At 68.7% G+C, this 24,465-nt stretch carries 17 protein-coding genes and 2 tRNA genes; 7 read left to right on the top strand and 12 right to left on the bottom strand.

The genetic code is table 11. The annotated features are described in order from the left end of the window. Nucleotides 1–12: 12 nt before the first annotated feature. Nucleotides 13–85: transfer RNA gene (locus F6W70_RS07395), tRNA-Glu, on the bottom strand. Nucleotides 86–247: 162 nt separating this feature from the next. On the opposite strand from F6W70_RS07395, the gene F6W70_RS07390 reads away from it, so the two are divergent. Continuing rightward, nucleotides 248–886 (top strand): MBL fold metallo-hydrolase, encoded by a 639-nt coding sequence (locus F6W70_RS07390; RefSeq protein WP_151486286.1) that lies wholly within the window; start codon nt 248–250, stop codon nt 884–886. Between the two features lie 2 nt (nt 887–888). After that, nucleotides 889–1,782: an aminoglycoside phosphotransferase family protein gene (locus tag F6W70_RS07385; protein WP_151486285.1), complete on the top strand. Its 894-nt coding sequence runs from the start codon at nt 889–891 to the stop codon at nt 1,780–1,782. Between the two features lie 99 nt (nt 1,783–1,881). Here F6W70_RS07385 and pepN read toward each other — a convergent pair whose 3' ends face one another. Both pepN and F6W70_RS07375 read right to left on the bottom strand, forming a co-directional pair. Further along, nucleotides 1,882–4,371 (bottom strand): aminopeptidase N, encoded by a 2,490-nt coding sequence (gene pepN / locus F6W70_RS07380; RefSeq protein ID WP_151486284.1) that lies wholly within the window; start codon nt 4,369–4,371, stop codon nt 1,882–1,884. Between the two features lie 50 nt (nt 4,372–4,421). Next, complete coding sequence (locus F6W70_RS07375; RefSeq protein WP_151486283.1) at nt 4,422–6,878, bottom strand: tetratricopeptide repeat protein; 2,457 nt, start codon at nt 6,876–6,878, stop codon at nt 4,422–4,424. Between the two features lie 143 nt (nt 6,879–7,021). Between F6W70_RS07375 and F6W70_RS07370 the strand changes: the two genes are divergently transcribed. Together F6W70_RS07370 and F6W70_RS07365 are read left to right on the top strand one after the other, a co-directional pair. After that, on the top strand, nt 7,022–7,519 hold the full coding sequence (locus tag F6W70_RS07370; RefSeq protein WP_055872647.1) for a hypothetical protein: 498 nt from the start codon (nt 7,022–7,024) through the stop codon (nt 7,517–7,519). Nucleotides 7,520–7,521: 2 nt separating this feature from the next. After that, a complete protein-coding gene (locus F6W70_RS07365) occupies nt 7,522–8,529 on the top strand; it encodes a hypothetical protein (protein WP_151486282.1) in 1,008 nt (335 codons plus the stop codon). Here F6W70_RS07365 and F6W70_RS07360 read toward each other — a convergent pair. The 3 genes from F6W70_RS07360 to F6W70_RS07350 form a co-directional block, all read right to left on the bottom strand. After that, the gene (locus tag F6W70_RS07360; protein WP_151486281.1) at nt 8,495–9,508 is read right to left on the bottom strand and encodes a DNA topoisomerase IB; all 1,014 of its coding nucleotides are present in this window, start codon (nt 9,506–9,508) and stop codon (nt 8,495–8,497) included. The two genes, F6W70_RS07365 and F6W70_RS07360, sit on opposite strands and share 35 nt — an antisense overlap. Nucleotides 9,509–9,596: 88 nt before the next feature. Then, complete coding sequence (locus tag F6W70_RS07355) at nt 9,597–10,097, bottom strand: hypothetical protein (protein WP_055868615.1); 501 nt, start codon at nt 10,095–10,097, stop codon at nt 9,597–9,599. Between the two features lie 9 nt (nt 10,098–10,106). Then, nucleotides 10,107–11,462, bottom strand: coding sequence for an MFS transporter (locus F6W70_RS07350; protein WP_318278829.1), 1,356 nt, complete (start codon nt 11,460–11,462; stop codon nt 10,107–10,109). A 10-nt stretch (nt 11,463–11,472) separates the two neighbouring features. Between F6W70_RS07350 and F6W70_RS07345 the strand changes: the two genes are divergently transcribed. Continuing rightward, nucleotides 11,473–12,309 (top strand): hypothetical protein, encoded by an 837-nt coding sequence (locus F6W70_RS07345; protein ID WP_151486279.1) that lies wholly within the window; start codon nt 11,473–11,475, stop codon nt 12,307–12,309. Between the two features lie 39 nt (nt 12,310–12,348). Here the strand turns inward: F6W70_RS07345 and F6W70_RS07340 are convergent, their stop codons facing one another. The 4 genes from F6W70_RS07340 to F6W70_RS07325 all read right to left on the bottom strand — a co-directional run bounded on the left by F6W70_RS07340 (nt 12,349) and on the right by F6W70_RS07325 (nt 18,615). Further along, nucleotides 12,349–15,708: an ATP-binding protein gene (locus F6W70_RS07340; protein WP_151486278.1), complete on the bottom strand. Its 3,360-nt coding sequence runs from the start codon at nt 15,706–15,708 to the stop codon at nt 12,349–12,351. Then, nucleotides 15,705–16,367 carry a DUF4194 domain-containing protein gene (locus tag F6W70_RS07335; RefSeq protein WP_055868619.1) on the bottom strand — a complete coding sequence of 221 codons (663 nt, stop codon included), beginning with the start codon at nt 16,365–16,367 and terminating at the stop codon, nt 15,705–15,707. Before F6W70_RS07335 ends, F6W70_RS07340 begins: the two co-directional genes overlap by 4 nt. Further along, on the bottom strand, nt 16,360–17,823 hold the full coding sequence (locus F6W70_RS07330) for a DUF3375 domain-containing protein (protein WP_055872658.1): 1,464 nt from the start codon (nt 17,821–17,823) through the stop codon (nt 16,360–16,362). Before F6W70_RS07330 ends, F6W70_RS07335 begins: the two co-directional genes overlap by 8 nt. A gap of 72 nt (nt 17,824–17,895) precedes the next feature. Beyond that, on the bottom strand, nt 17,896–18,615 hold the full coding sequence (locus tag F6W70_RS07325; RefSeq protein ID WP_082524212.1) for a GntR family transcriptional regulator: 720 nt from the start codon (nt 18,613–18,615) through the stop codon (nt 17,896–17,898). A gap of 190 nt (nt 18,616–18,805) precedes the next feature. Between F6W70_RS07325 and F6W70_RS07320 the strand changes: the two genes are divergently transcribed. Next, the gene (locus F6W70_RS07320) at nt 18,806–19,507 is read left to right on the top strand and encodes an HAD family hydrolase (RefSeq protein WP_170287869.1); all 702 of its coding nucleotides are present in this window, start codon (nt 18,806–18,808) and stop codon (nt 19,505–19,507) included. Nucleotides 19,508–19,564: 57 nt separating this feature from the next. Beyond that, entirely contained in the window at nt 19,565–22,600 is a 3,036-nt protein-coding gene (locus F6W70_RS07315) for a LamG domain-containing protein (protein WP_318278828.1), read from the top strand. Between the two features lie 146 nt (nt 22,601–22,746). Here the strand turns inward: F6W70_RS07315 and F6W70_RS07310 are convergent. Beyond that, nucleotides 22,747–22,818, bottom strand: a tRNA-Gln gene (locus tag F6W70_RS07310). 101 nt (nt 22,819–22,919) lie between these two features. Further along, nucleotides 22,920–24,425, bottom strand: coding sequence for a glutamate--tRNA ligase (gltX, locus tag F6W70_RS07305; RefSeq protein ID WP_151486276.1), 1,506 nt, complete (start codon nt 24,423–24,425; stop codon nt 22,920–22,922). Nucleotides 24,426–24,465 lie beyond the last annotated feature (40 nt).

Raw genomic sequence — 24,465 nt, 5'->3', positions numbered from 1 at the left:
TTCTCTGTTGTGTGACCCCAGCGGGATTCGAACCCGCGTTACCGCCGTGAGAGGGCAGCGTACTAGGCCGCTATACGATGGGGCCGTCTGGCGGAACGTTTCCGTCCCGCGACAACCGTTCAAGTATGCCACGGCGATTCTCACTGCGCCAAATCGACGCCACCCTCTCCCGAATCCCGGGCGTGGCGCACCGAATCCGACGCCGAATACGTTTGCCGTGGGCGAGCGGAAGGAGTTGACTCTTCCCATGCGCGTCACCAAGTTCGAACATGCCGCCCTCCGTCTCGATGCGAACGAGAAGACCCTTCTGATCGACCCCGGGTCGTTCACGACGCCCCTGAACGACCTCGCCGATCTGGTCGGGATCGTGATCACCCATGAGCACCCGGACCACTGGACGGCCGACCACTTCGACAGACTCCTCCGCGCGGCACCCGGCACGCCGATCTTCGCCCCCGCCGGGGTCGCCCGCGCCGCAGAGGGATACGACATCACCGTCGTCTCTCCCGGCGACACCGTCGACGTCGGCGGATTCACCCTGCGATTCTTCGGGGGTACCCACGAAGTCATCCACTCCTCCCTCCCGACCGTCGAGAACGTGGGCGTGCTCGTGAACGACGAGCTCTACTTCCCCGGCGACTCCTACGCGGTCCCCGAGGGCGTCGCGGTCGGCACTCTCGCCGCACCGCTCGGCGCTCCCTGGCTGAAGATCGGCGAAGCGATGGACTTCGTGCTCGCGGTCGCCCCTCGTCGCTCCTTCGGGACCCACGACATGACGCTGTCGGTGATCGGGAAGAACATGCACAGGCAGCGGCTGCAGTGGGCCACGGAACAGGGCGGCGGCGAGTTCTTCGTGCTGGAGCCCGGCGACTCCCTCGATCTCTGAGCATGGCGGACTCCCCCGGCGCGGAGGTAGCACTCGATGAGCGCGACGTCCGCGAACTCGTCCGCACCGTCGCCCCGGAGCTGGCGGCACTTCCGTTGACGCGGTCTGCCGAGGGATGGGACAACGTCACCTGGCGTCTCGGGGCGGATCTCGCGGTGCGCATCCCCCGCCGACTCCAGGCGGCGCCGCTGATCCGGCACGAGCAGCGTGCGCTCCCCTTGATCGCGATGCACCTGGCCGCGGCGAACGTCCGCACGCCCCTACCGGTGTTCGCAGGTTCACCGACCCCGCACTTCCCCTGGCCCTGGTCGATCGTGCCGTGGTTGCCCGGCGGCCAGGCTCTCGGTCGCCCCCGTCGGGACAACACCGTCTGGGCCGCTCAACTCGCTGCCGTCCTGCTCACCCTCCACCGGGATGCACCTGCAGACGCACCCCGGAACCCGGTCCGCGGGGTGCCGCTGGCGGTGCGGGACGACAGCATCCTCTCCCGCCTCGCAGACCTTCCCGCGACGATCGCCGAAAATCTCGCCGATATCTGGCAGACCGGGCTCGACGCCGCCCCCGCGACCGAGTCCGTCTGGATCCACGGCGACCTGCACCCCGGGAACATCCTCGTCGACGGTGATCGGCTGTCGGCTCTTATCGACTTCGGCGACGTCACAGCCGGCGACCCGGCCTACGACCTCGCCGCAGGATGGCTCGCCTTCGACGCGGAAGGCCGACATGTGTTCCGCCGAGCCACGGGACGCCGATACGACGAGGAGACCTGGGTGCGGGCACGCGCCTGGGCGGCCGCGATCGCGATCATCCTCTGCCATTCGAGCGATGACCGACCCGATCTGCGCGCGCTCGGTTACGAGACATCCGCTCAGCTGCGGACGGCCCCGACGACCTGACGCCGCGCGCCTGTGAGCACTCCGGTCACCCGCGACCACACCCGTCGGGCGCGATCGTCGAGAAGCCGGCGACCGTCGTACCGGACAGAGCACACAGGTTCAGGCCTGCGCGGCCCTGACCCTCAGCTCACGCGCGAGGTGATCACGCTGCTCGATCACGAGCCGCCGGAGAGCGGCCGGCGCCTCCGCGTTCGCGGCCAGCCATGCATCGACCGGTTCCAACGAATCGCCGGCCGGGAACAGCCCGACCACCAGCCGTCGCGCGATCTCGATGCTGCGCGCGCCCCAGACCTGCCCGATCCGCGCGAAGTACTCGTCATCGAAGCCGGAGACGAGATCACGGCGCCCGCCGGCGCGGAAACCCCCGATCTCGGCATCGAGGTGATCATTGCTGAGCGCGAGGTCGTTCCAAGCGGAGTCCCATGCCTCGCGGCGCACGGTGGCATCCGGTCGCGACGACCGCGCCCGCCGTGCGGCTGTACGTCCGTCGCCCGTGTCGTCCCGCTGCTGCTCTGCCGCCACATCCGCAAGATCGGCGTGCCCGGTGGTGACCAGCGCCGTGAGGAGCTGCCAGCGCAGATCGGGATCGATGACGAGGCCTTCGGGTGCCTGCCCGTCCAGCAGTGCCCGCACCTGTTCCTGATGCCCGTCGTCGAAGGCGGATGCCGTCGCGAACGCCCGGGCCCAGGAGAGCTGCGCGTCGCTCCCGGCGTCCGCAGCCTCCAGCGTGGTCCACACGGTCTCGACCCAGCGCCGCTGCTCCTGGTCGCGGCTCGCCTCCGCGACGAAGTGGCGGATCGTGTAGCTGGCGTTCGCGAGGACGCCCGTCAACAGCCCGATGTTGGACTCCGCGGGCGCATGGGTGCGCACGATCTCGAGGTACCGCGCCGCCGCGAGCTCGCCGTCGCGGGTGGCGTTCCACAGCGACGACCAGACGAGGGCGCGCGCCAGCGGGTCGTCGATCGCAGAGAGGGACTCCTCGACCGTCGCGAGCGAACGCGCATCGAGACGAGCCTTCACATAGGTGAGGTCGTCGTCGTTGAGCAGCACCAGATCGGCATCGGGCAGGTCGATCTCGGTCCGTTCGCCGACCACGTCGAGCTCACGCTGCTCGCGCCGCACGACCCGGCCGTCGACACGCTCGTACAGCCCGATGCGCAGTCGATGCGGGCGAGGGTCGGTCTGCACGAGGATGCTCCGCCCGTCCGCCTCGGTCTCGGTCTCGGTCCACAGCGTGGACATGCCCGAGGTCTGCAGCCAGGCCGCCGACCAATCGCTCATGTCCCGCCCCGAGACGGCGCTCAACTGCACCAGGAAGTCGTCGAGCGTCGTGTTCCCGAACGCGTTGGCGGCGAAGTAGAGACGGGCGCCCTCGAAGAACGCCTCATCCCCGACGAAGGCGACCAGCTGCTTGAGCACGGCGGCACCCTTGGCGTAGGTGATCCCATCGAAGTTCAGCTTCGCGGCCTCGAGATCGGTGATGTCCGCCACGATGGGGTGCGTCGTCGGCAGCTGGTCCTGCTGGTACGCCCACGCCTTGCGGCTGGCGGCGAAGGTGACCCACGCATCGTGATAGCGCGTGGCGACTGCCGACGCATGGGCGCCCATGTAGTCGGCGAAAGATTCCTTGAGCCACAGGTCGTCCCACCAGATCATCGTCACCAGGTCGCCGAACCACATGTGCGCCATCTCATGCAGGATCGTGTTGGCTCGCGCGGCGCGCTGCGCGTCGGTCGCCGCGCCACGGGAGAGATACGACTCCGTGAACGTCACCAGTCCCGGGTTCTCCATCGCGCCGAGGTTGTACTCCGGAACGAAGATCTGGTCGTACTTGCCCCACGGATACGGATAGGCGAAGGCATCGGTGAAGAAGTCCAGCCCCTGGCGTGTGACCTCGAGGATCTCCTCGGCCTCGAGGTGCGCAGCGAGTGATCGGCGGACGAACACGCCGAGGGCGACGCTCTGATCGTCGCGGCGCCACTCGCCGTCCACCCGCGAGTAGGGTCCCGCGGCCACGGCCGTGATGTAGCTCGAGATCGGCAGGGTGGGTGCGAACTCCACGCGCTGCACGCCGACACCGAGATCGGTGTGCGTCGGAGACTGATTCGAGAGCACCTCCCATCCGGAGGGGGCGTCGACGACGAAGGTGTACTCGGCCTTCATGTCGGGCTGTTCGAAGCAGGCCATCACCCGCCGCGCGTCGGCCGGTTCGTACTGCGTGTAGAGGTAGGTCTCGTCGTCGACCGGATCGTGGAACCGGTGCAGCCCCTCACCGGAGCGACTGTACGCGCCGATCGCCTCGACGCGGACGACGTTGGAATCCACCAGTCCCGAGAGCGAGATGCGGGCACCGTCGTAGACGATCTCCTGATCGACGCCGTTCACGCAGACTCGCTGGACGCCTTCGCCGATGAAGTCGAGCCAGGTCGCGTCGACGGTCGACGAGAACTCGAGCGTCGTCACGGTCGGGAACCCGGTGCGAGCGCGCTCCGGCGCTCCGGTCAGGTCGAGCTCGACGCGGATGCGGTGCACGGTGACGGCAGCGGATCGCGCTGCGGTCTCCTCGCGGGTGAGGTTGGCGGTGTCCATGCATCCATCCTGGCATCCGGATGCCGCACGAACCGCCGTGGACCGAGACGTCACGCGGTCTGCAGGCGGTGTCCGATCTCGGCGTAGACCTGTGCGGAGGCCTGCGCGCGCACGAGAACGGTGGGCTGGTCGCCTCTCGATCGCGCGACAGAAGCGAGGATCGCATCGCTGCGAGCCACTTCTGCACGATCCCCGGTCGCCTCGGCGATGCTCCGCGCCTCCTGCGCGTGCCGCTCGGCCTCCCGCAGGAGGTCATCCGCATCCTCCGCACCCCTCGTGGCTGCCGACACCAGGATCTCGGCGAGCGAGTTCGCCGCCTCCGTCGCGATCAGCGGCGAGCCCGCACGCTCCGCCTCTCGGAGAATCCGTTCCGCCGCGGTCCTCGCCCTCACGACATCTCCGGCTCGTCCGGCGATCCGCGCGTCGAGAAGCTCGAGATCGGCCGAGGTCGCGAACTCCCTCGCCGTCTGCAGGCTCTGCATCGCGACCGCGGACAGGTCGCTGGCCTGCCTGTCGTCACCCCGCGCCTCGGCGACGAGGGCGAGCGTGCGTCGGACGAAAGGCAGGGATTCACCGCCGGACGCGTCCAGCAGTTCGTGCAGCTCACTCTCCGCATCGTCGAGCCGCCCGATCGCGAGGAGCAGCAGCGGGCGATTGCCGCGCACGACGGCCACATTGAGATCGTCGCCTTCCGCCCGCGCCATCGACAGGGCGAGGGCGTACCCCTCCAGCGCCTCCGGATAACGGGCGAGGATGCGCAGGGTGTCTGCATGGTTGCCGGCGGCGCGTCCCTCCACGACACGGTCCCGCGCATCCCGCGCATGTGCGACCGCGCGTTCATACGACTCCAGCGCCTCATCGAGGTGACTCATCCACCGTTGGACGTTGCCGATCTGGTTCCAAGTGCGGGCGAGAGCCGATCCCGCGGCTATGCGGCGCACCCGCTGCAGCGTGATGAGCGCCTCGTCGAGGCGTCCGAGCTTCTCCGCGCAATGCGCCACGCCGAGCGCGATGTCCGGCACGAGATCGAGCCCCTCCCCTCGCGCCGCCAAGTCGTGCAGTTGCAGGGATTCGCTCCAGAGCGACCAGCGCGAGAGCGCGGGATGCGCCGCGATCGCCACCTGCTCGACGGCGGAGTCGAGGCCGTGCTCGCGGGCCGCGGTCGTGACTGCGAGCACGGTCGAGACTTCACGTGCGGCGAAGTCGGGGTCCTCCCCGATCCGGGAGAGCACCTCGGACGCGGATCTGTCCACAAACCGTCGGCGCACCGACGACGGCCGGAGCGACCGTGACCGTTCTGCCGCGAAGGCGAAGACCGTGTCGTGCATGCGCACATGCCCCTCACGCAGCTCGACCAGATGACGGGCGTGCAGGCGGCGCAGATCCCGCGCGGCGGAGGGACCGGCCGCGGCGATGAGCACGCCCTCCTCGATGTCCCTGTCCAGCAGCGCGGCATCGGCGAGAAGGTCGGCCTCGGCCGGAGACAGGGAACGCGTCGCCGCCTCCAGGACCGGACGGATGCGCGCGTCGCGAGGTTCGTGCTCGAATCTCGATGCGAGGTCCTGGAACGACCAGCCCTCGTGTTCGCGGACGATTCCCGCCAGCATCACGAGATCGAGCGGGAGCCCCCCTCCGACCGCGACGATGCGGCGCAGAGCATCCGCACGCAGGGCTTCCTCTGCGCCCTTCGCGGATGTCCCCTCCTCGACAGGCAGCAGACGAGCGAGGAGGCGGCGGGCTTCGCCACTCGACATCGGCGGGACGACGACCCTCGCCACATGCACGTCTGACGAGGGAAGGCGCTGCTCGAGGTCGGCCAGGTCGACGCGGGCTGTGACGATGAAGCGCACACCGGGAACCAGCAGCGCCGCGAGGCGGCCGGCATCGCCCGCGTCCTCGATGATCACGAGGATGTCGCGGGCTGCCGCCTGCAGCCGCTCCCGCAGACGAGGCAGTTCGTAGGGAAGAGAGCGAACGCCGAGCGCTCCGAGCATGCGCCGCAGGATGTCGATCGGGTCGGCGTACGGACGGTCGGGCTCCGACTCCCGCAGGTGCACGGTGAGCACCGGCGACGAGCCGGCCAGTGCAGAGGCGAGAGTGGTCTTGCCCGCTCCTGGCAGGCCCGTGAGGATGAGGACGTCCGCTGCGGGAACCGCAGCCAGCAGCGCTTCTCGTCCGACATCCGCACCGGTGGCGTCTCGTGGTCCGAGCGTCACCTCGACGTGGACTCCCGATCTCTGGCCGTTGAGGGCGCGTGCGGTCTCACGCCAGCGAGCCGCCACGGTGCGCCCACCGCCGAGCACACGCACGATATCGCCGACCAGACGATCGTCGACCCGCCGCCGCCCGGGGCGGAAGCAGTCGTAGACGGTCACCTTGGGAGGCTCGGCGCCGTCGCGCAGGCTGCCGATCCTTCGGGCGATCTCGGCATACGACGGCGATCCCGCGTCCGCACGCATCCGTCCGAGGCCCAGACAGAGCTCATCGAGGGTGCTCGGGGCGGGCATGAGTCGAGCCTATGGCACGCTGTCGCGCGTCTGCGGACAGGGTTCGTTCGGGGTCGTTCGGAGTCGGACGAACCGACGCGCCGCACCCCTAGGCTCACTCGACGGAGAGGCCATCCGACCTCCCGGACAAGGACATGACACCCATGACGACACGCGCAGAGATCGCGGCGAAGCTCGACGACTTCTCCTTCCAGAAAATGAACTTCGGCGGGTTCCTGATGAACAAGCGCGCGAAGAACTCGCACGCGCTGTGGACCCGTGCCTCCGACAAGGGGGTCACCGAGCTGACGCTGCTCACCACGAGGGACTACGGCGAGGGAAACGTGTACGACGTGGCGGCCTTCACCCTCGACGGGAAGGTCCCCGAGGAGATCATCTCGGAGCTGAAGCAGCAGGCGGAAGCCCTCACGGACCGGGTCAACCTGCGCGCGCACGGCTACGTCTACACCTGCCTCGAGCCCTGGGACGGTGGCGGCACCATCTGGATCTCGAAGAAGCCCGAGTTCCGAGCACTGAGCCGCCCCGAGCAGGGCGTCTACGTCATCCCGATCCAACGGCTCACCAGCACGGGCGAACCCCGATGGCTCGCCTGGGCCCGCGAGGGCGATCAGCTGAACATCGCCATCGTGTACAAGCCCTGACGGTGCCGACGCTCTCGGTCGGCGCGACCGCACCGCGCGCAGAGGATGGCGCGCGGGGCGCTCTGATCCTCGTCGCGGCGTCCCTTGCGACCCTCGGGATCGCCGGAGCACTGGCGTTCTACCTGCTGCCCGTGGGGTTCGGCCTGACGGGCGCGATCCTCGCGCTCGCCCAGGTGGGGGCGATTCTCCTCGGTGCAGCGCTCGTCGCCTCCTCGACGATCACCATCCGCCGGCACCAGCGGCGACGTGCCGCCCTCGCCGCGGTCGCCGCGGCACTCGGCTGGGAGTATCGCGCGGACATCGGTGACCACGTGTGGGGCGGCTCCATCGACGAGCAGATCGACCGCGCGAGTCGCACCGCACGAGACCACCTCGACGGGCGTCGCTCCGAGATCCCCTTCGACAGCGTCGAGCGCACCTTCGTCGTCGGCGACCGCGAAGGGGCGACCGTGCACACGGTGCGCGCGGTGCGGATCCCACTGCCGTCCGAGGCGCCGCGGATCACGCTCCGGTCGCGGCGCGGCGGAGGAGCACTCAGTGTGCTCCCACGACGCCCGACCGGCCGATCGCGGTTCCGACTCGAGGGCGATTTCAGCGACGTCTTCGACGTGTCGGTACCGACGGGTTACGAGACGGATGCGCTCTATGTGCTCACTCCCGACCTCATGGTGATCCTCCTCGATGCGAGCGCCGACCTCGACCTGGAGATCGTCGACAGCACGCTGCACGTGTACTTCCCCGCCGTCGACCTGACCGACGACGCAGAGCTGCACCGGTTCCTCACCGTGATCGCAGCACTGCATGACCGCTTCGGACGTCGCACCCTGCTCTATCGCGACGAAGCCGCCGCTCCCCTCGATCCGGAGGCCTACCGCCGCGACGGCGACGCGCTCGCCGCCAGGGCGCGCCGGGTCGACACACGCGTGCGGTGGTGGCCGGTCCTGGCTGCCGTGGCGACGCCTCTCGTCCCGATGCTCATCGCCGTCGTCTGGCTCCTGCTCGCCGGTTGACCTTCCGGGAGATCTCCGGGCCGCCGAGGAGACGACGGATGGCCGTCTCGGGCGTCACCGAGAGATCGAGCGTCCGCCCTCGGGCGTACTGGCTGAACACCCGGGGATCGATGTAGCTGCCGCGCGCGACGGCGGTGGTGTTGCCGAGCGCCGTCGCCGCCGCCTGCACGGCGAGGCGCTCGGCCTGGCTCCGGTGGTTGCGACTGTCGAGCTCACCGATCCGCGCGAGGGCATCCGCGGCGATGATCGTCCCGTGAAGCGTGCGGAAGTCCTTCGCGGTGAAGGACGCTCCCGTGACCTCCCGCAAGTAGGCGTTGACCTCGGCGGGTGTGATCCGCATGCGACGGCGTCCCCGGCGGTACGCGAGCAGGAAGGCCCCCGACTTCCCGGCCGCGAAGTCCGTGAGCGCGTCGGCGAGTGACTCGTCGGTGATCTCGATCGATGCCGTGCGACCGCTCTTGGCCGGGAACGACAGGGCGACCTCGCTGCCCGCCACGCGCACATCACGCCGTCGAAGCGTCGTGAGACCGCGGCTGCCGTGCCGAACCAGATATCGCTCCGATCCGATGCGCAGGGCCGCATCGTCGAGAAGACGGAACGCGATGGCGAGAGCGCGCTCCTTCGTCTGCCCCTCCTGCGCGAGCGCCCTGGTGACCTGGGCTCTGGCGCGAGGAAGGGCGGCCGCGAGATCGAGCGCACGCACGAACTTCCGGCGGTCCCGCGTCACACGCCACAGCGGGTGATACAGGTACTGCTTGCGCCCGGCACCGTCGACCCCCACAGCTTGGATGTGCGCCAGCGGGTCGGCCGCGATCCACACGTCCTGCCAGGCGGGAGGGATCACGAGATCGTGGATACGCTCACGATCGGCCTCGGGTGCGGTGTCCCCTGCCGGATCGACGTAGCGGAACCCCGACCCCGATCGCACGCGCCGGAAGCCCGGATCCTGCCCCGGTACCACCCGGATGAGTCTTGCCATCGTGTTTCCCCTCCTCGACTGTCTGCGATCGAGGATGCCCGGCCGTTTCTGCCAGCGGAAGGGAGTGGCGTGGCGGGGTGCCGTCGTGCTATTCCCCGTCGGGCTCGGCGCGGGGCGCCGCGAAGGTGCTGCGCATGTGATCGCTCGTCAGGAAGTCGGCGATACCGATCATGATCAGGCTGAACACGATCTGCTCCGACACCATCCAGAGTGGGTAGAGCCCGGGGATCGCTGCCATCACGAGCGTGATCACCGGGAAGATCTGCGCGAACAGGCGCAGACGCTGATACGCCCACCGCCATCCGCGCTGCGCCCGCCACGCGAAGTAGAACAGGGTCGCGGTCATCGCCAGCACGACGAGCGTGCGCATCCAGACGGCGAACGAGACCGATGCGCCGTCGACTGCCAACGCGAGTGCGACGGCGACGGCGCCGACCCCGATGATCAGCTCGACGACCAGGAGCCAGATGATCCAGGTGAACGCACGCACGGTCTTGGGGTGCGTGCGGTCGGCCTCGCTGATGGCGACGCCCGCCTGCCGCCCGCCGGCGATCCGATCCAGTCGGAGGAAAAGAGACTCCAGAGCCATGATCGGAGCCTATTGCGTGCGGACCTCGTCGGGCTCCTCCATTCGATGGATGTCGACCACTCCGTTGGCCGCCGGGTCGACCGCGCGCTCCAGCACCAGGGCCAGCAGCCCGACAGCGAGGCTCCCCGCGATCATCAGGCCGATGAACCAGCCCTCCAGCCCACCGCCGAGCAGGACGCCGGCGACGAGCGGCCCCATGATGGCACCGCCCTGGAACGCCGCGGAGTTGATGGCGTTGTAGCGACCGCGAGTACGGTCGGAGGCCAGGTCGTTGTAGATCGCGGGGACGGTGGGCTGCAGCATCGTCTCCCCGAACGCGAAGACGCCCATGTAGGCGATCACCCCGATGGCCGCGACCAGAGTGCCCGGCAGGAATCCGGTCGCCCCGAGCAGCACCCACGACAGCGCCCAGATGAGTGCCATCACCTGCATGACCCTCGTGCGCCTCTTGCCGGTGATCAGTTTCAGGACGGCGAACTGCAGCAGCACGATGACCGCGGTGTTCACGGCGAAGGAGATGCCGACGACCTGGGTGGAGACCTCGGAGACCTGTCGCGCGAAAGCCGGGAAGCCGGCCTCCATCTGCCCGTATCCGATGAAGACCGACAGGAACGTGAGAAGGGTCAGCCACAGCACGGCGGGTCGACGCAGGATCTCCCGGTATCCCCCGACGGGCGGGGCGTCGACCGCTGCCTCATGCTGCGTGCGCACGTGGCGGAGCGGCCCGAGAATCAGAGCGAGCGGGATCAGGCCGCTCGCGGCGTCGACGAGGAAGATCGTCGTGAAGGTGGCGGGATCGGTGACATCGACGAAGAAGCCGCCGATAACTCCTCCGACGCCGATCCCGAGGTTCACCAGTGCGAAGTTGACGCCGAAGTACTGCTGGCGCACCTCCCCCTCGACCACGGTGGCGATGAGTGCATTGAACCCCGGCCAGGACACACCGAAGTTCACGCCGATGAGCATGACGGCGACCGCGGCGACCGCCGGGTGCGTGGCGTAGGCGAGAAGCGTGCATCCGGCGATCATGGACAGCAGCCCCACGATCAGCACCCGCCGTGCGCCGAAGCGGTCGATCAGAGTGCCCCCTGGACCGGTCACGACCAGACCCGTGATCGCGATGAGACTCATCAGTGCCCCCGAGATGCCGAGGTCGAAACCGCGCACCTCGTGGAAGTAGATGATCGTGAACGGCAGTGTCATGCCGCGCCCGAGCGTCTGAACGGCCACGGTCGACAGCAACCAGCGCCCCTCGGTGGGCAGCGCGTTCCAGAAGCTCCTCATACCGATCACCTCGACATTCTTCCCGATGCCTGCGACATCGCCGTTCGGGAGCGGATTGTCGGACGGCCCGGTATCTGCCATCATCACGAGCATGGCGCTGTCTCTCGAAGAATTCCGTTCCGCCCTGCTGGACGCCGTCTCCCGGCAGGGACTGGGCATCCAGCTCACGGATGCCGAGGCGCAGCAGGTCGCCGCCGACCCGCAGGCCAGCCGGAGCTGGTACGAGTACTGGCTGTCCACGAACCCGCAGACGGCGCCTGCCGTCGACGCGTCCTCGACGCCGGACGCCTCGCCGACCGCCGAGACGATTCCCCTCGGCGGGCATGACTTCGCGCGGGCGGCCGCGTTCGCATCCGCTCCCCCGGCCTACGGCGGAGGCCCGGCGGAATACGCCGGCCACGCCGTTCCTCCGACCTCCGGCGAGCCGCAGAAGAAGAGCCGGGTCGGCCTCTGGGTGGCGCTTTCGATCGTCGGTGCATTGCTGCTGATCGCGGTCATCATCGTGGTGGTGGCCTTCACGACCGCTCGTCACTGGACGAAGGTCGATTCGCCGGAGAAGCCGGAGACGTTCCACAGCGAGGAGTACGAGACCGGCCTGTACCTCGTGTCGGACGACGGAGTGAGCCCGTGCGCCGTCGACCAGGACTGGACGGACTGCATCGATGCGATGGAGGTCAACTACGCCGGAGCCTGCGCCGGCGTCGAACTCGTTCCTGCGGCCGTGACCCTCTGCGGACAGCACCGCGCCGAGATCGACCGCATGCGCGCGGAGGATTCGGAGGGTTCGGTCGTCGCCTCGCTCGGCGATTTCGGCCACCTCACCCGCACGCCCGAGACCGCGACGCGGCAGGTGTCCAACAACGACTTTGAAGCGGCGGTCACCCACGAGGCCGTCTGCTACCTCGGCTTCCTCGGGGAGTGCGAGTAGCGGCACGGAGGACGACCGGCCGCCTCAGACCGCCTCTCCTCAGACCGCCTCCTGCGGAAGCCCCACCTTCGCCTTCGCCCAGGAGCGACCGCGCGTGTCTTTGAGGATGTTGTACTCGACATCGACGTGCGGCTCGATCGCGCTGTACTTGTCGTTCGGCGCACCGATCACGAGTTGGAAGCCGAGTCCTCTCCAGGCGCCGATCGCGCGCTTGGTGAAGTGGGCATCCGCCTTGATCAGAGCTTCGTCCATGAAGACCGGCGCGTAGCGCGGCCGTGCCGCCCCCGCGTCTCCGAGCTGGTAGCGCAGAGCAGCGCCGACGATGAAGGCGACGAGCTCCTGGGACTCCCCTCCGGACTTCTCGCCGATGTGATCGTAGAGCGCGACGTGCTCTCGTGTCGCGGCGGTGACCCGCTCCGCGCTCACCCGCACGTGGTTTCGCACGTCGATGAGTTCGGCGAAGTCGGGCGCCGTCCGACGCATCCGGGCGATGAGGCGGCTCATCTTGCGATACACGGCCTCCCGTTCCGCATCGGTCGAGGCCGCATCGATCAGTCCCCGCACCTCGCGGAGCTCACGTCGGAAGCGCTTGCGCGCCTCCGTCTGATTCTCCCGCGGGGTGATCTGCAGGCGGTGATCGTCATCGTAGAAGGGCAGCTCCTCCATGATGCGGTTGATGGGATCGATGCGATCCTTGATCTCGCGCAGCGAACGGCTGAGCGTCGAGTCGAGACTCGTCAGATCGTTGCCGGAGAGCTTGAGGAGGCTGTCGCGCCACTCGGTCTCCAGCTCATGCAGTCCGTTGGTCTGGAGCGCCTCCAGAATGCTCTCGAACTCCCCGACCGACGCGTCCGGATCCGGCAGGAGCGTCAGATTGTCCCACCGCTCCAGGAACCCGGTCATGAGTCGTCGCATGCTCTCGCGCTGCTGCTCGTGGGCCTCGGCGGCCTCGCGGCGATCCTCGTGAAGGCGCTGGGCCGCGGTTCTCAGCGCGGTGTCCAGGTGCGTCAGGCGCTCCGCCGCGGACGGGGTGTCCCCCGTCTCGGAATGCAGGAATCGACCGTCGAGGAACGACGCGTGCCGCTCCCCCATCTCGAGTCCCGATGCCGCGGCCGCATCGATGACGCTCTGACACGCGTCGACGTCGTCGGTGACCTGGCCCCAGTGATCCTGCGTCTGTGCGAGCTCATTGCTCAGACGCGCCTCGTCGTCGCGGAGCCGGGCCGCCCGAGTCCTCAGGTCGTCGGCCTGGTGCCGGAGCTGGCCGATCTCGGGGCTGGCCGTGGTGACCTCGGCTTCGACGGCGACCCAGCGCTCTCGCTCCGCCTCCACCGCGGCGACATCGATCTGCTCCCAGGTCAGGTCATCGATCCTCGCGAACGCGGTCGACCGCGCCTCGATCCGGTCGAGGGCCGCCTCGGCGTCCGCCGCAGAGGCGGCGCACTCGTCATGCCGTGCGCTCAGCTGCCGCAGCTGCTCATCGATCTCACGCAGACGACGGTCGTTGGTGAAGCCCAGCATGTTGGCGCGGCCCTGCCCGCCGTGCGCGCCGCGACTCCCCTGCGAGACCTGACCGCTGATGGTGAGCGCTCTCTGGTGCGCGCCCAGCTGCGACGACGAGTCCACGCAGACGTACCCGAAGCGCTCCTGGAGTCTCTGCTGGAGCCAGCCGGTGAAGGGCGTGGGCAGGTGGTCGAGCCGCCCGGGGAGCGTCTTCGGGTCGGCGCCCCGCATCTCGGGGAGCCCCGTCTGGACGCCTTCGTAATTGAGCCGTTCCGGGGTGCGCACCGCGTTGATGGCCGAACGGAACTCTGCCAGATGCTCGACGTCGATCAGAAGCGTCCTCGCGAAGCCGCCGAGCGCGAGGTTGAAGGCCTCGCGCCATGGCTCGAACTCCGTGCGCACTTCGATGAGTTCCCCGACGAACGGAAGATCCGATGGCGCGAGTCCGACCGCCTGTGCGAGCAGTGCGCGTGACTCGTCGAGGTGCGCGGGGATGCTGCCGCGCACGCGGATGGTCCTCTCGCGTTCGTCGCGCAGACTCCGCATCTCGGCCTCGGCGGTCCTGCGCGCCGTCTCCGCATCCGCGAAGGCCGCACGCGCGTCGCGGATGTCGGACTTCGGCGATGAGCCCCGGGTGCCGGCCACGAAGGCATCGAACTGCGCGGCGGTCTCGACCTCCACCCCGAGCTCCTCGGCGATCGCGTCGAACTTCGCCCTCTCCCGCCGGACGTCCTCCAGACGACGCTCGGCCACGCGCAGCTCACGCTGTGCGGTCTCCAGGCGGTCGCCGCCGGACTGCCGCAGCACATCGAGGAGGCCTTCACGCTCGAGATCGGCGGCATCGACGAGGGCGCGCTTCTCGCGGACGGCGAGGCTGAGCGCGCGGGTGCGATCCCCCAGCTCGACCTCGACCTCGCGCAGCAGATCCAGGCGCCGCTGCGCGTTCCAGAGCGCGGCGAGCGAGGAGGGATCGGTGAAGACGCCGACCTCGTCGATCACCCGCACGCGTTCGGCGGCCGCGGCGATGCGGTCCTTGATCCCGCGGATCGGCTCGAGCGCGCTCACCTGCTGCTTCGCGGTGAGCATCCTCGTGCGCGTGCTCTCGAGTTCGTCGAAATGCGCCACCACGGCATCGGCGGTGGCCATGGTCTCTGGCTCTTCCAACACGAGCTTCTTGTACAGATCGTCGACCGTCGTGATCTGCTGCCCCGCCTGGATCCTCGCCAGGAGGCTGATCGCCTTCGCACCGGAACCTGCCGCCCCGATGCCGAGAACCGCCTGCAGCCGCGCCGAGAACTCGCGGTCCGTCGCCAGGGTCTCCAGTCCCGTCGCCCGTACCGACGCATCGGAGAGCCTCTGCGTGGCCGCCTTCTCCAGAAGCCCCAGATCGAATGCCCCGTTCACGGTGGCCCGCACCCGGGTCGTGTCCTCCAGAGTGCGAGCATCCGCGGGGATGTACCACGCGCGCACCGCGGTGAAACGCGATCCGTCGTGGTCGAGCCACGTCGTCGCGATCGCACTCCATGTGTCTTCGCCGTCGCCGCGCAGCACACGCAGCTTCGTGCCGTCCTCGGTGCGGGATTCGTCGATCTTCCCGCGCCCGTAGGAGAGGATGTTCCGCTGCTCGTCGCCGCGAGGGCGACCCGTCACTCCGCCGTTCGAGGCGCCGTTGAACGGCGTCGTGTGGGGCATCATCAAGGCGATGTACGCATCCATGAGGGTGGACTTGCCGGAACCCGAGCCCCCGCAGAGCAGGGTCGCGTCGGGTGAGAAGCGCACACGATGGGGGCCGGCGTCGTATCCGCCCCAGTTGATCAGCTGCAGCTCCTCCGCGACCCACTGCTGTCCCCGCGACCCCGCGGGGATGAGTCCGAAGAGCGTGTCGACCATGGTCATCGTTCCACCACTTCCTGCGACCGCAGCCAATCGCGAAGCTCTTTCAGGGTCTCGGCGCTGAGGACGACCTCGACGAGCGCACTGATCCGATAGCGCCCACTGGTCTCCTCCTGGACGATGCCCTCTCGATCCAGACGGTCCATCGCGTTCCGGATGGCCTTCTGCTGTCGGGCCGTGCCCCCGTCGACGTCGGTGAAGTAGCTGAGCACCGTCTGCTCGAGGTCTTCGATGTCGATGCGCACGGATGCCTCACCGGCGGCGGACTCGCGCTGATACACCGTGCGAAGATGCACCAGCACCAGGGTCTCGGCTCGCGTGTAGGGCGCGTCCTTCAGCAGCACCGGCATGTCGATCTCATCGGAGCGCAACTGCTGCTTGTAGGCGAAACCGCGACCGTGGTCGACGACCAGGCGGAGGTAGAGGTCGTTCAGCCGCGACTCGATCACCTGCTGGTGGTCGAGCAGGAGCGTCCACTCCCGACGATTGCGCTCCGCGGCGATGAAACGACGCTGGAGGATGTGCGCGAGCAGCCGTCGGATCTCGGGATCGAGCGTCCCTCGATCACCCGCGAAGTGCTCCTCGATGTCGTCTTCCATCGGGACGGGGGCGATGAACGCGTCGTCCACCGGCGCTTCCGTCACGAGGCTCTCTTCAGGCATGTGCTTCTTCCTTCGGGTTGCGCGCCGTGACGGCGCCGAACGCGAAACGTCGTGTCGAGCCGTCGGGACGCAGCGCCTCGACGACCGAGACCGCATCGCTCTCGGTCATGCCGTTGCGATGAGCGATCTCGAGCAGTCCGACGAGGTCGACGGGCCGGCGGGTGTCGTCGGCGGCGTCCTCGAAAGCGGTCGCGAGATCGAACTCCGGGCCGAGGTTCGAGACGTACTCTTCGAGCTCCGCATACCTCGGACCACCCCACGCTCGCGTGTCGACATCGGGGAACTCGACATCCTCGGCATCCGCGAGCGGGGCGGGGACGGCGGGAGGGCGGATGCTGCTCACCGTCTGTCTGAGGTGACCCAGATCGATGAGTGGGAGGCTGCGCACCGGCGCAGCGCTCGCCCCCGTGCCATCCCAGACGTGGAGCGCGGCGATGACGTCGCGGAGCAGGTCGTCGATCTGACGGTCCCGCAGCGGATCATGGGTCTTCACCTGGCCAGTGATGACATGGGATGCCCGCCGCTGCGCGGCGAGGACCTCCTCGACGCCGAGTTCCACTCGACGCCCGATCGCATCGAGTTCGGCACGCTGGGTGGCGTCGAGCATGCGGGCGAACGGCTGCCGGAGCAGGCCGTGCAGCTGTTCGGTGAGCGCATCGATGCGGTCCGGATCGCCGATGAGTCTCAGGGCACCGGCGAACGCGCGCCCCTCCGGCGTCGAGTTCATCACGTCCTGCGCGCGCTGGAGGTATTCGCGGAGCACCTCACCCGTCGGCCGCTCGTCGCGGCGCAGATGGGCGACGACGTCGCGCTGCATCAGCTTGAGGGACTCGGCGACCCGTGTGAAGTCGGCCGGGAGCTCGCGCGCCAGATGCAGCACGTTCTCGGCTTCCTCGTAGAGCTCTTCGTCGTCCAGCGGATCGGCCCGGCCCGATTCCTCGATCCGGTCGATCTCAGCGTCGAGCGCGGCGCGCTCCTCACGCAGACGGGCGAGCCGGCGAAGGGGATCGGCCTCGGCACTGTCGGCCAGATGCTCCACGGCTTCGAGGAGCGTGCGCACCCGTGAGTTGGAGACACGCGTGCGGCCTCCGCCCGTGCGTCCCGCGATCTCCAGTGCCTCCACCGCGTGCGCGGACAGCCGGTACACCTCGATGTCCTCATCGATCTGCTGCACCAGCCAGCCCAGCCGCACCCAGTTCCTGGCGACGTCGCGTCCCGTCCCCGCCGGTACCCGACGGTCGTCCTCATCGTCGCCCGCTCCCCGCAACTCGTCGAGGATCTCGGAGAGCTCGGCCTGCGCATCGGCGATCGGGATGGATGCCCGGTCGGCGGTGAACAGAAGCGAGAGCGACGCCACCACGAAGGGCGCGAAGCGACCGTGCAGCAGATCGAGCGTAGGAGTGCTGAATGCGGTGACAGCGCGGGAGAATGCCGCTTCTGCTCGTGTTCCTGTCACGTATTCACATTACTCGGCGCCCTCGACGTCGCCGGACGCGACGCGGGACTGGTGCCCGGGCAGGCCCCGGATCTACCGCGAGAACTCGGTACGCGTGAGCGGCGTGCTCTCCCGCGATGCCGTGACCAGGAACGTCACGGCATCCGGAAGGTAGCGATCCTCCCCGTACTCGATCGGTTCACCGGCCGAGGCGTAACTCACCCGGCGCACACGCAGCAGCGGGCTCGCGCGACGGACCCCGAGCAGGGTGGCGTCCGCACTGGAGACCGGGACAGCGTCGATGGCGTGCTCGGCGAAGGCGGTCACGACGCCGAAGTCGCGAGTGAGCGCCTCGACGACCGAGGCCTCGTCGTCGGCGATCGCGGCGACCCGATCGGCGATCCAGTCGGGATAGGAGGTGCGCTCCAGCATGACGTCGCGCCCGTCGATGCTGCGCGTCCTCGTCACGCGGAGCACCCGTGCCCTCGGGCTCACCCACAGACGGCGCGCCTCGGCTGCTGTCGCCTCTCCGAACTCCTTGCGTCGCACCAGCCCTCCGGGTGTCATCCCCTTCGACCGCGCCCACTGGGCGAACGACCGCAGCTCTTCGAACGACTGGCTCGGACGCCCCGAACGCACGATCCAGCCCGTGCCCTGAACCGGCGACACCAGCCCTCGCTCCTCGAGCCCCGCGAGTGCTCGGCGCACCGTTCCCCGGGTCGAGCCGTAATGGTGCCCCAGCTTCGTCTCGGACGGAAGCCGGGAATCCGGGGCGAACTCTCCGTCGATGATCCTGGTCATCAGATCGCTCATGATCTCGCGATGGGGGCGCGGGTTCGCCGGTGGCACCATCTCAGACTAGGTGAGCCACGAGGCCCGCGATCGCGCGAACGGGACAGCAGTTCACAGTTGTCCCGCGTGTCGCGCCCGGAGACACCGATCGTTCCGTCGCCGTTCATCTGCTCGCCCTCCTCTGCACACCGTCAGGCGGGGTAATCAACCCGTGACCCCGTCGACGCCCTCCTCCGATCACCGCCCTTCCGCGCAGCCCGCTGCCGTGCTCTTCGACCTCGACGGCACGCTCGTCGACAGCGAGCGGCTGTGGCTCGACGCGATCCGCGCCCGGCTCGCGCTCGACGGCGCGGCGGTCTCGTCTGCACAGCTCGTCGAGTTCGAGGGTCTCTCCAGCATCGAGGCCGCCCACGCGCTGATCGAGGTCGGCGGCCTGTCCGCCCGAGCCGCCGAGGTCGCCGCCGACCTCGAGGCGCTCACGATCGACGCCTTCGCCGACCGCCTGTCGTGGGTCTCCGGCGCCGAGGAGGCGCTCGGACACCTCCGCGGAGAAGGGATCCGCATCGCGCTGGTGACGAGCTCGACGCACCGCTGGGTCGATGCGGTCGCCGAAAGCCTCGCTCTGGGCGCATTCGACGTCGTCGTCACGGCTGATGACGTGCAGCACACGAAGCCGGATCCCGAGCCCTATCTGCAGGCATTCGATCTGCTCGGCATCGACCCCGGCACCTGCCTGGTGTTCGAGGACTCGGAGGTCGGAGTCCGGGCCGCCGTCGCGGCCGGAAGCCGGGTCGTACAGGTACGAGCCGATCTGCGCGCCACGAGCGGCGCGACCGCGTGCATCCCCGACCTCCGCCCTGTGACCGCCGCGTGGGTGGCCTCGGTGATGGCCCTCGAGCCCGCACTCCCCTGACCTGCTCGTCCGATCTCTCCCCGTTCGCACCCGACCAACACCCCGTGAGGAAGCTCCATGCTGACCCCTGATGATCCGATGAAGACGCGCCCCCGCCCCGAACCGGCACGGCGCCGTGCTCTGGGCGGAGGGGTGATCGCCGCCGCTGCAGCGCTCACCCTGCTCCTGCCCGCCCTGCCCGCCGCGGCGATCGCACCGATGGCGGACCCCGCCTCCCTTCCTGCCACCGAGCCGATGACCCCGCAGCGCATCGAGGCCGCGAACGACGCCTACAACGATGCGGAGGCGACGCTCGAGTTCATCACGATGTCCGACACCGAGCTCGGTGGCTCCGCCACGGCCGACAAGACATCGGAGCAGGTCGCCTACGAGGGGGCGAAGCCGCACTTCCAGGCGTTGCGCTCCTGGGCAGAGGCGAAGGGGTTCGAACCCCGCGTCGTCGTCGACAACGGCGACGTCGTCGGCGCGAACGATCCCGAGCACTCCGCTCACCTCGCCGGCGACAGCGAGAAGGTCGCCGGCTGGTACCGCGCGGTCGAACGCGTCATGCGCGAGACGTTCCCAGAGTCGCAGGTGCTTCTGACACAGGGCAACCACGACATCGCCGATCTGATGGGCACGACGTTCGAGGCCGCACGCTCGAACGCGCCCGCTGGTGCGCCGGAGTGGTTCTACCCGAACGCCGACACCGGCTACGTGAGCAACTTCCACACGACGATCGAGGGCATCGACTTCATCGGCCTCGACTACAACGGCACGAACACGTTCGGATACAGCGGCCAGCGCTCCGGCTACCAGGCCTACCTCCGCAGCACGCTCCAGGAGATCGCGGCGAAGCCCGACTACGACCCGGCCTCGCCGATCTTCGTCTCGATCCACAGCGGGTACGCCGGCACCTCGCTGGGTGGCCCCTTCCATGCCGACTACGACATGGCAGGACCCGATCTGCAGCGCATCCTCGCGGACTACCCGCAGGTGATGCTGGGTTCCGCGCACACCCATTTCTCATCGAACCCGGAGACGAGCATCTTCCAGAAGGACTTCACCGTCTACGAGAACGCGTCGATGAACTACATCTACCAAGATGTCCCCGCTGACTTCATCGGCGGCGGCTACTTCGGCGGCAACCAGGGCGATGCCGCCGCCGGGGTCCCGCAGAAGAGCGCGAACTTCGTGTCTGTGCTCACCGACGGGCGCACGGTCATCCGCCGATTCGATGTCACCCATCAGCGGTGGATCGGCATGCCCTGGGTCATCGACACGACCGAGGGCAAGAGCGGCTTCACGTACACCGCGGATCAGCGCAGCACGGTCGCACCGTGGTGGGGTGCCGCTGCCGTGACCGCGAGCGACATCGCAGAGGAGTCCCTCACGCTGCGCTTCGACCAGGCGAAGGACGATGAGCTCGTGAACCACTACGAGGTCGAGATCCGCGACCAGGCCGGCAACCCCGTGCCGTTCACGGCGAATCAGGTGCCCGACTTCGGAAGCAACGCCCCGAAGTCCGTCGCCGGTTCGTTCAAGGCGTACTCGCGGTTCTACATGACCCCGAACACGATGGGCTTCGACATCCGCGGCCTGAAGGCGGCGAAGAACTACACCGTCACGGTCACCGCCTACGATGACTTCCAGAACGCGTCCGAGCCGCTCACCGGCATCGTGCGCACGGCCGGCGAGCTCGTCTTCCCCGACTTCCCGGAGGTACCGGCGCCTGCGCCGGACGGCGAATTCCTGCACCTCGCCTTCGAGGGCGATCTCGGAGACACCGGCGCACACGCGGGCACGGCTCCCGCGGCGAAGCCGGTCGGATCGGTCTCCTATGTCGACACCGACCGCCCCGGCGCGTCGGGAACGGCGGTACGCATCGGCGGCGGCGCGAGCAACTACATCGACCTCGGATCCCGCCCCGAGTTCGAACTCGGCACGGACAAGGACCTCACCATCGGCTTCTGGACGAAGGTCACAGGAGTCAGCGGCTACGGCGCGATCATCAGCAACAAGAACTGGGCGAACTGGTACCGCTCCGGCATCAACCTCGCGCCGGAGGGAACCAACACCGGCAAGCTCGAGTTCACCCTCGGCGACGGCACGAACGGCGTATATGCGACCGGTGATGTCGGCGACTACCGGGGTTCGTGGCACCACATGACCGTGACCGTGGATCGCACGCGCAACGTGGCGAGCACTTACCTGGACGGCGTGCAGGCCAAGGAGATGAGCATCGCGGGCATCGGCAGCATGACCAGTGGTCTGAACATGCTCGTGGGCGTCGACGGCAGCAAGAGCTACGGCATCGGTCTCGACATGGACGACCTGCGGATGTGGGACACGGCGTTGACCGGAACCGAGGTCGCCGCCCTGTTCGCGGCGGGCGACTCCACCGCCGAGAACGCCGCGCTCACCCAGGCCGTGGAGTACGCCACCGAGCTGATGAACGCGAACGAGGTCGAGGCCGCCAACGGCCGGGTCTTCGATCAGACCCTCGGCGAGGCGCTCGCCACCGCGACGTCGAACAGTGCCGCTCTGCTCGCAGGGGAAGCAGCCCCGCTCGACCGACGTGCCGCAGCGGCGCCGACGAGCGAGCAGCTTCGTACGAGCTTCGATGCACTGAAGGCCGCCGTCGACGCGGTGGAGGCTCAGACCGTGCGCTTCAGCTATCGCACCGAGGTGCGCGGGGGCGCCGTCTCGCCCGCAGAGGGCGTCGCCGATCGTGGGGGCCAGGTGCGGCTGACCCTCACCCCGGCGGCCGGTTTCCGGATCGCGGGTTCCACGGTCACGGCCAGCGGCGTCGACAGCTTCGCCATCGAGGGGTCGGACCTGGTGCTGACCGGCGTCCAGAGCAGAGTGCTCGCCTCGGTGGAGTTCGCCGCGGTCGACGCGGGAACACCTGGAGAGGGCGGCGACGGAGGCACCGGGAACGGAAGCCCCGGCGACGGGCACGGCACCGCCACGAAGCCCGGAGCCGACAGCTCTCCCGACCCCCTGGCGACGACCGGCGCAGACGGCGCGATCGGCTGGGTCTGGACGGGCCTTGCCCTCACTCTGCTGGCCGCGGGCACGTGGCTGCTCCACCTGCGCCGCCGCTCGGCCTGACGCGCCATCACGAGAGCCCTCTGCATCCTGTGCTGACACGGGATGCAGGGGGCTTTCGTCGTCGCGGTGGACACGCAGCCGAACTGCTCTGGCGATACTGGTCCGGAAACGACGAAACCCCCGCCTGAGCGGGGGTTTTCGACTTGCTGGGGTACCTGGACTCGAACCAAGAATAACGGAACCAGAAACCGTCGTGTTGCCAATTACACCATACCCCAAGGGCGAAACCGGAGCCTCGCACCGAGAATCAAGCCTACCCGAGCGGCGGCGGAACACCAAAACCGGTGGGCCGTGATCCGCCGCCCGGGCGCGTCGCGCCTCAGCTGGCGAGGAACGCCGACAGGGAGCGCAGACGACGAAGCGACTCCTCCTTGCCCAGCAGCTCCATCGACTCGAACAGCGGCGGGGAGATCCGGCGGCCCGTGATGGCCACGCGCGGCGGGCCGTAGGCGATGCGCGGCTTGAGCTCGAGCTTCTCGACCAGCTCCGCGGCCAGGGCCTCCTGGATCTTCTCCGGCGTGAACTCCTCCAGCGGCTCGAGCGCGACGACGCAGGCATCGAGCACCTCGGCGGCGTTCGCCGGCAGCCCCTTGAGCGCATCCTCGGCGTACGTGACCTCGTCGGCGAACAGGAAGCCCACCATGCCGGGGACCTCGCCCAGCAGCTGCACGCGCTCCTGCACGAGAGGTGCGACGCGGAAGGCCGTCACCAGCTGCTCGTGCGTGGGCTCGTCGAACAGACCGGCCGCGGCGAGATACGGGATCGTGCGCTCGGCGAAGTCCTTCTCCCCCAGCATCCGGATGTGGTCGCCGTTGATCGACTCGGCCTTCTTCTGGTCGAAACGGGCCGGGTTCGGGTTGACGTTGACGATGTCGAACGCGGCCGTGAACTCGTCGAGCGAGAACACGTCGCGGTCGGGACCGATCGACCAGCCGAGCAGCGCGAGGTAATTGAGCAGCCCCTCGGGGATGAAGCCGCGGTCCCGGTGCAGGAACAGGTCGGCCTGCGGGTCGCGCTTGGAGAGCTTCTTGTTGCCGGTCTCTCCCAACACCAGGGGCATGTGCGCGAAGCGCGGCACGAACGTCGTGACGCCCGCGTCGATGAGCGCGGCGTACAGAGAGAGCTGGCGTGCGGTCGAGGGCATGAGGTCCTCGCCACGCAGCACGTGGGTGATGCCCATCAGGGCGTCGTCGACCGGGTTCACGAAGGTGTACAGCGGCACGCCGTTCGGACGCACGACCACGAAGTCGGGGAACGAGCCGGCGGGGAAGGTGACCTCGCCGCGGATCAGGTCGACGTAGGTGACGTCCTCGTCCGGTACCCGCAGGCGCAGCGCAGGCTGGCGACCCTCGGCGCGGAACGCCTCCTTCTGCTCCTCGGTGAGATCGCGGTCGAAGTTGTCGTAGCCGAGCTGCTTGGCACGGCCTGCGGCCTCGTTGCGCGCGTCGATCTCCTCGGCCGTGGAGAAGCTCTCGTAGAGGGCGCCCGTGGCGATGAGCTTGTCGATCACCTCGCGATAGATGTCATGACGCTCGGACTGCCGGTACGGAGCGTGCGGTCCGCCGACCTCGACGCCCTCATCCCAGTCGATCTTGAGCCAGGTCAGAGCATCGACCAGCTGGCGGAAGCTCTCCTCGCTGTCACGGGCGGCGTCGGTGTCCTCGATGCGGAACACCATCTTCCCGCCGTTGTGACGGGCGTAGGCCCAGTTGTAGAGAGCCGTGCGGACCATGCCGACATGCGGCAGTCCGGTCGGCGAGGGGCAGAAGCGGACGCGGACGTCGGCACCACTGACAGTCGTGGTGAGGGGGTGAGGGGTAGCCATAGCCCTTCGATTCTACGGGGACGGCCGTCGCATCGCGGGT

The organism is Microbacterium maritypicum, assembly GCF_008868125.1.
GTDB lineage: Bacteria > Actinomycetota > Actinomycetes > Actinomycetales > Microbacteriaceae > Microbacterium > Microbacterium maritypicum.
Note: the sequence above shows the minus strand (reverse complement) of the source record. Positions and strands in the feature narration are given on the sequence as shown.

Excerpts from the sequence above, each read along its gene's own strand:
- gltX (WP_151486276.1), bottom strand. The coding sequence starts at position 24,425 with ATGGCTACCCCTCACCCCCTCACCACGACTGTCAGTGGTGCCGACGTC.
- F6W70_RS07315 (WP_318278828.1), top strand. The coding sequence starts at position 19,565 with ATGCTGACCCCTGATGATCCGATGAAGACGCGCCCCCGCCCCGAACCG.
- F6W70_RS07370 (WP_055872647.1), top strand. The coding sequence starts at position 7,022 with ATGACGACACGCGCAGAGATCGCGGCGAAGCTCGACGACTTCTCCTTC.
- F6W70_RS07375 (WP_151486283.1), bottom strand. The coding sequence starts at position 6,878 with ATGCCCGCCCCGAGCACCCTCGATGAGCTCTGTCTGGGCCTCGGACGG.
- F6W70_RS07390 (WP_151486286.1), top strand. The coding sequence starts at position 248 with ATGCGCGTCACCAAGTTCGAACATGCCGCCCTCCGTCTCGATGCGAAC.
- pepN (WP_151486284.1), bottom strand. The coding sequence starts at position 4,371 with ATGGACACCGCCAACCTCACCCGCGAGGAGACCGCAGCGCGATCCGCT.
- F6W70_RS07360 (WP_151486281.1), bottom strand. The coding sequence starts at position 9,508 with ATGGCAAGACTCATCCGGGTGGTACCGGGGCAGGATCCGGGCTTCCGG.
- F6W70_RS07340 (WP_151486278.1), bottom strand. The coding sequence starts at position 15,708 with ATGACCATGGTCGACACGCTCTTCGGACTCATCCCCGCGGGGTCGCGG.
- F6W70_RS07355 (WP_055868615.1), bottom strand. The coding sequence starts at position 10,097 with ATGGCTCTGGAGTCTCTTTTCCTCCGACTGGATCGGATCGCCGGCGGG.
- F6W70_RS07325 (WP_082524212.1), bottom strand. The coding sequence starts at position 18,615 with ATGAGCGATCTGATGACCAGGATCATCGACGGAGAGTTCGCCCCGGAT.
- F6W70_RS07335 (WP_055868619.1), bottom strand. The coding sequence starts at position 16,367 with ATGCCTGAAGAGAGCCTCGTGACGGAAGCGCCGGTGGACGACGCGTTC.
- F6W70_RS07385 (WP_151486285.1), top strand. The coding sequence starts at position 889 with ATGGCGGACTCCCCCGGCGCGGAGGTAGCACTCGATGAGCGCGACGTC.
- F6W70_RS07345 (WP_151486279.1), top strand. The coding sequence starts at position 11,473 with ATGGCGCTGTCTCTCGAAGAATTCCGTTCCGCCCTGCTGGACGCCGTC.
- F6W70_RS07350 (WP_318278829.1), bottom strand. The coding sequence starts at position 11,462 with ATGGCAGATACCGGGCCGTCCGACAATCCGCTCCCGAACGGCGATGTC.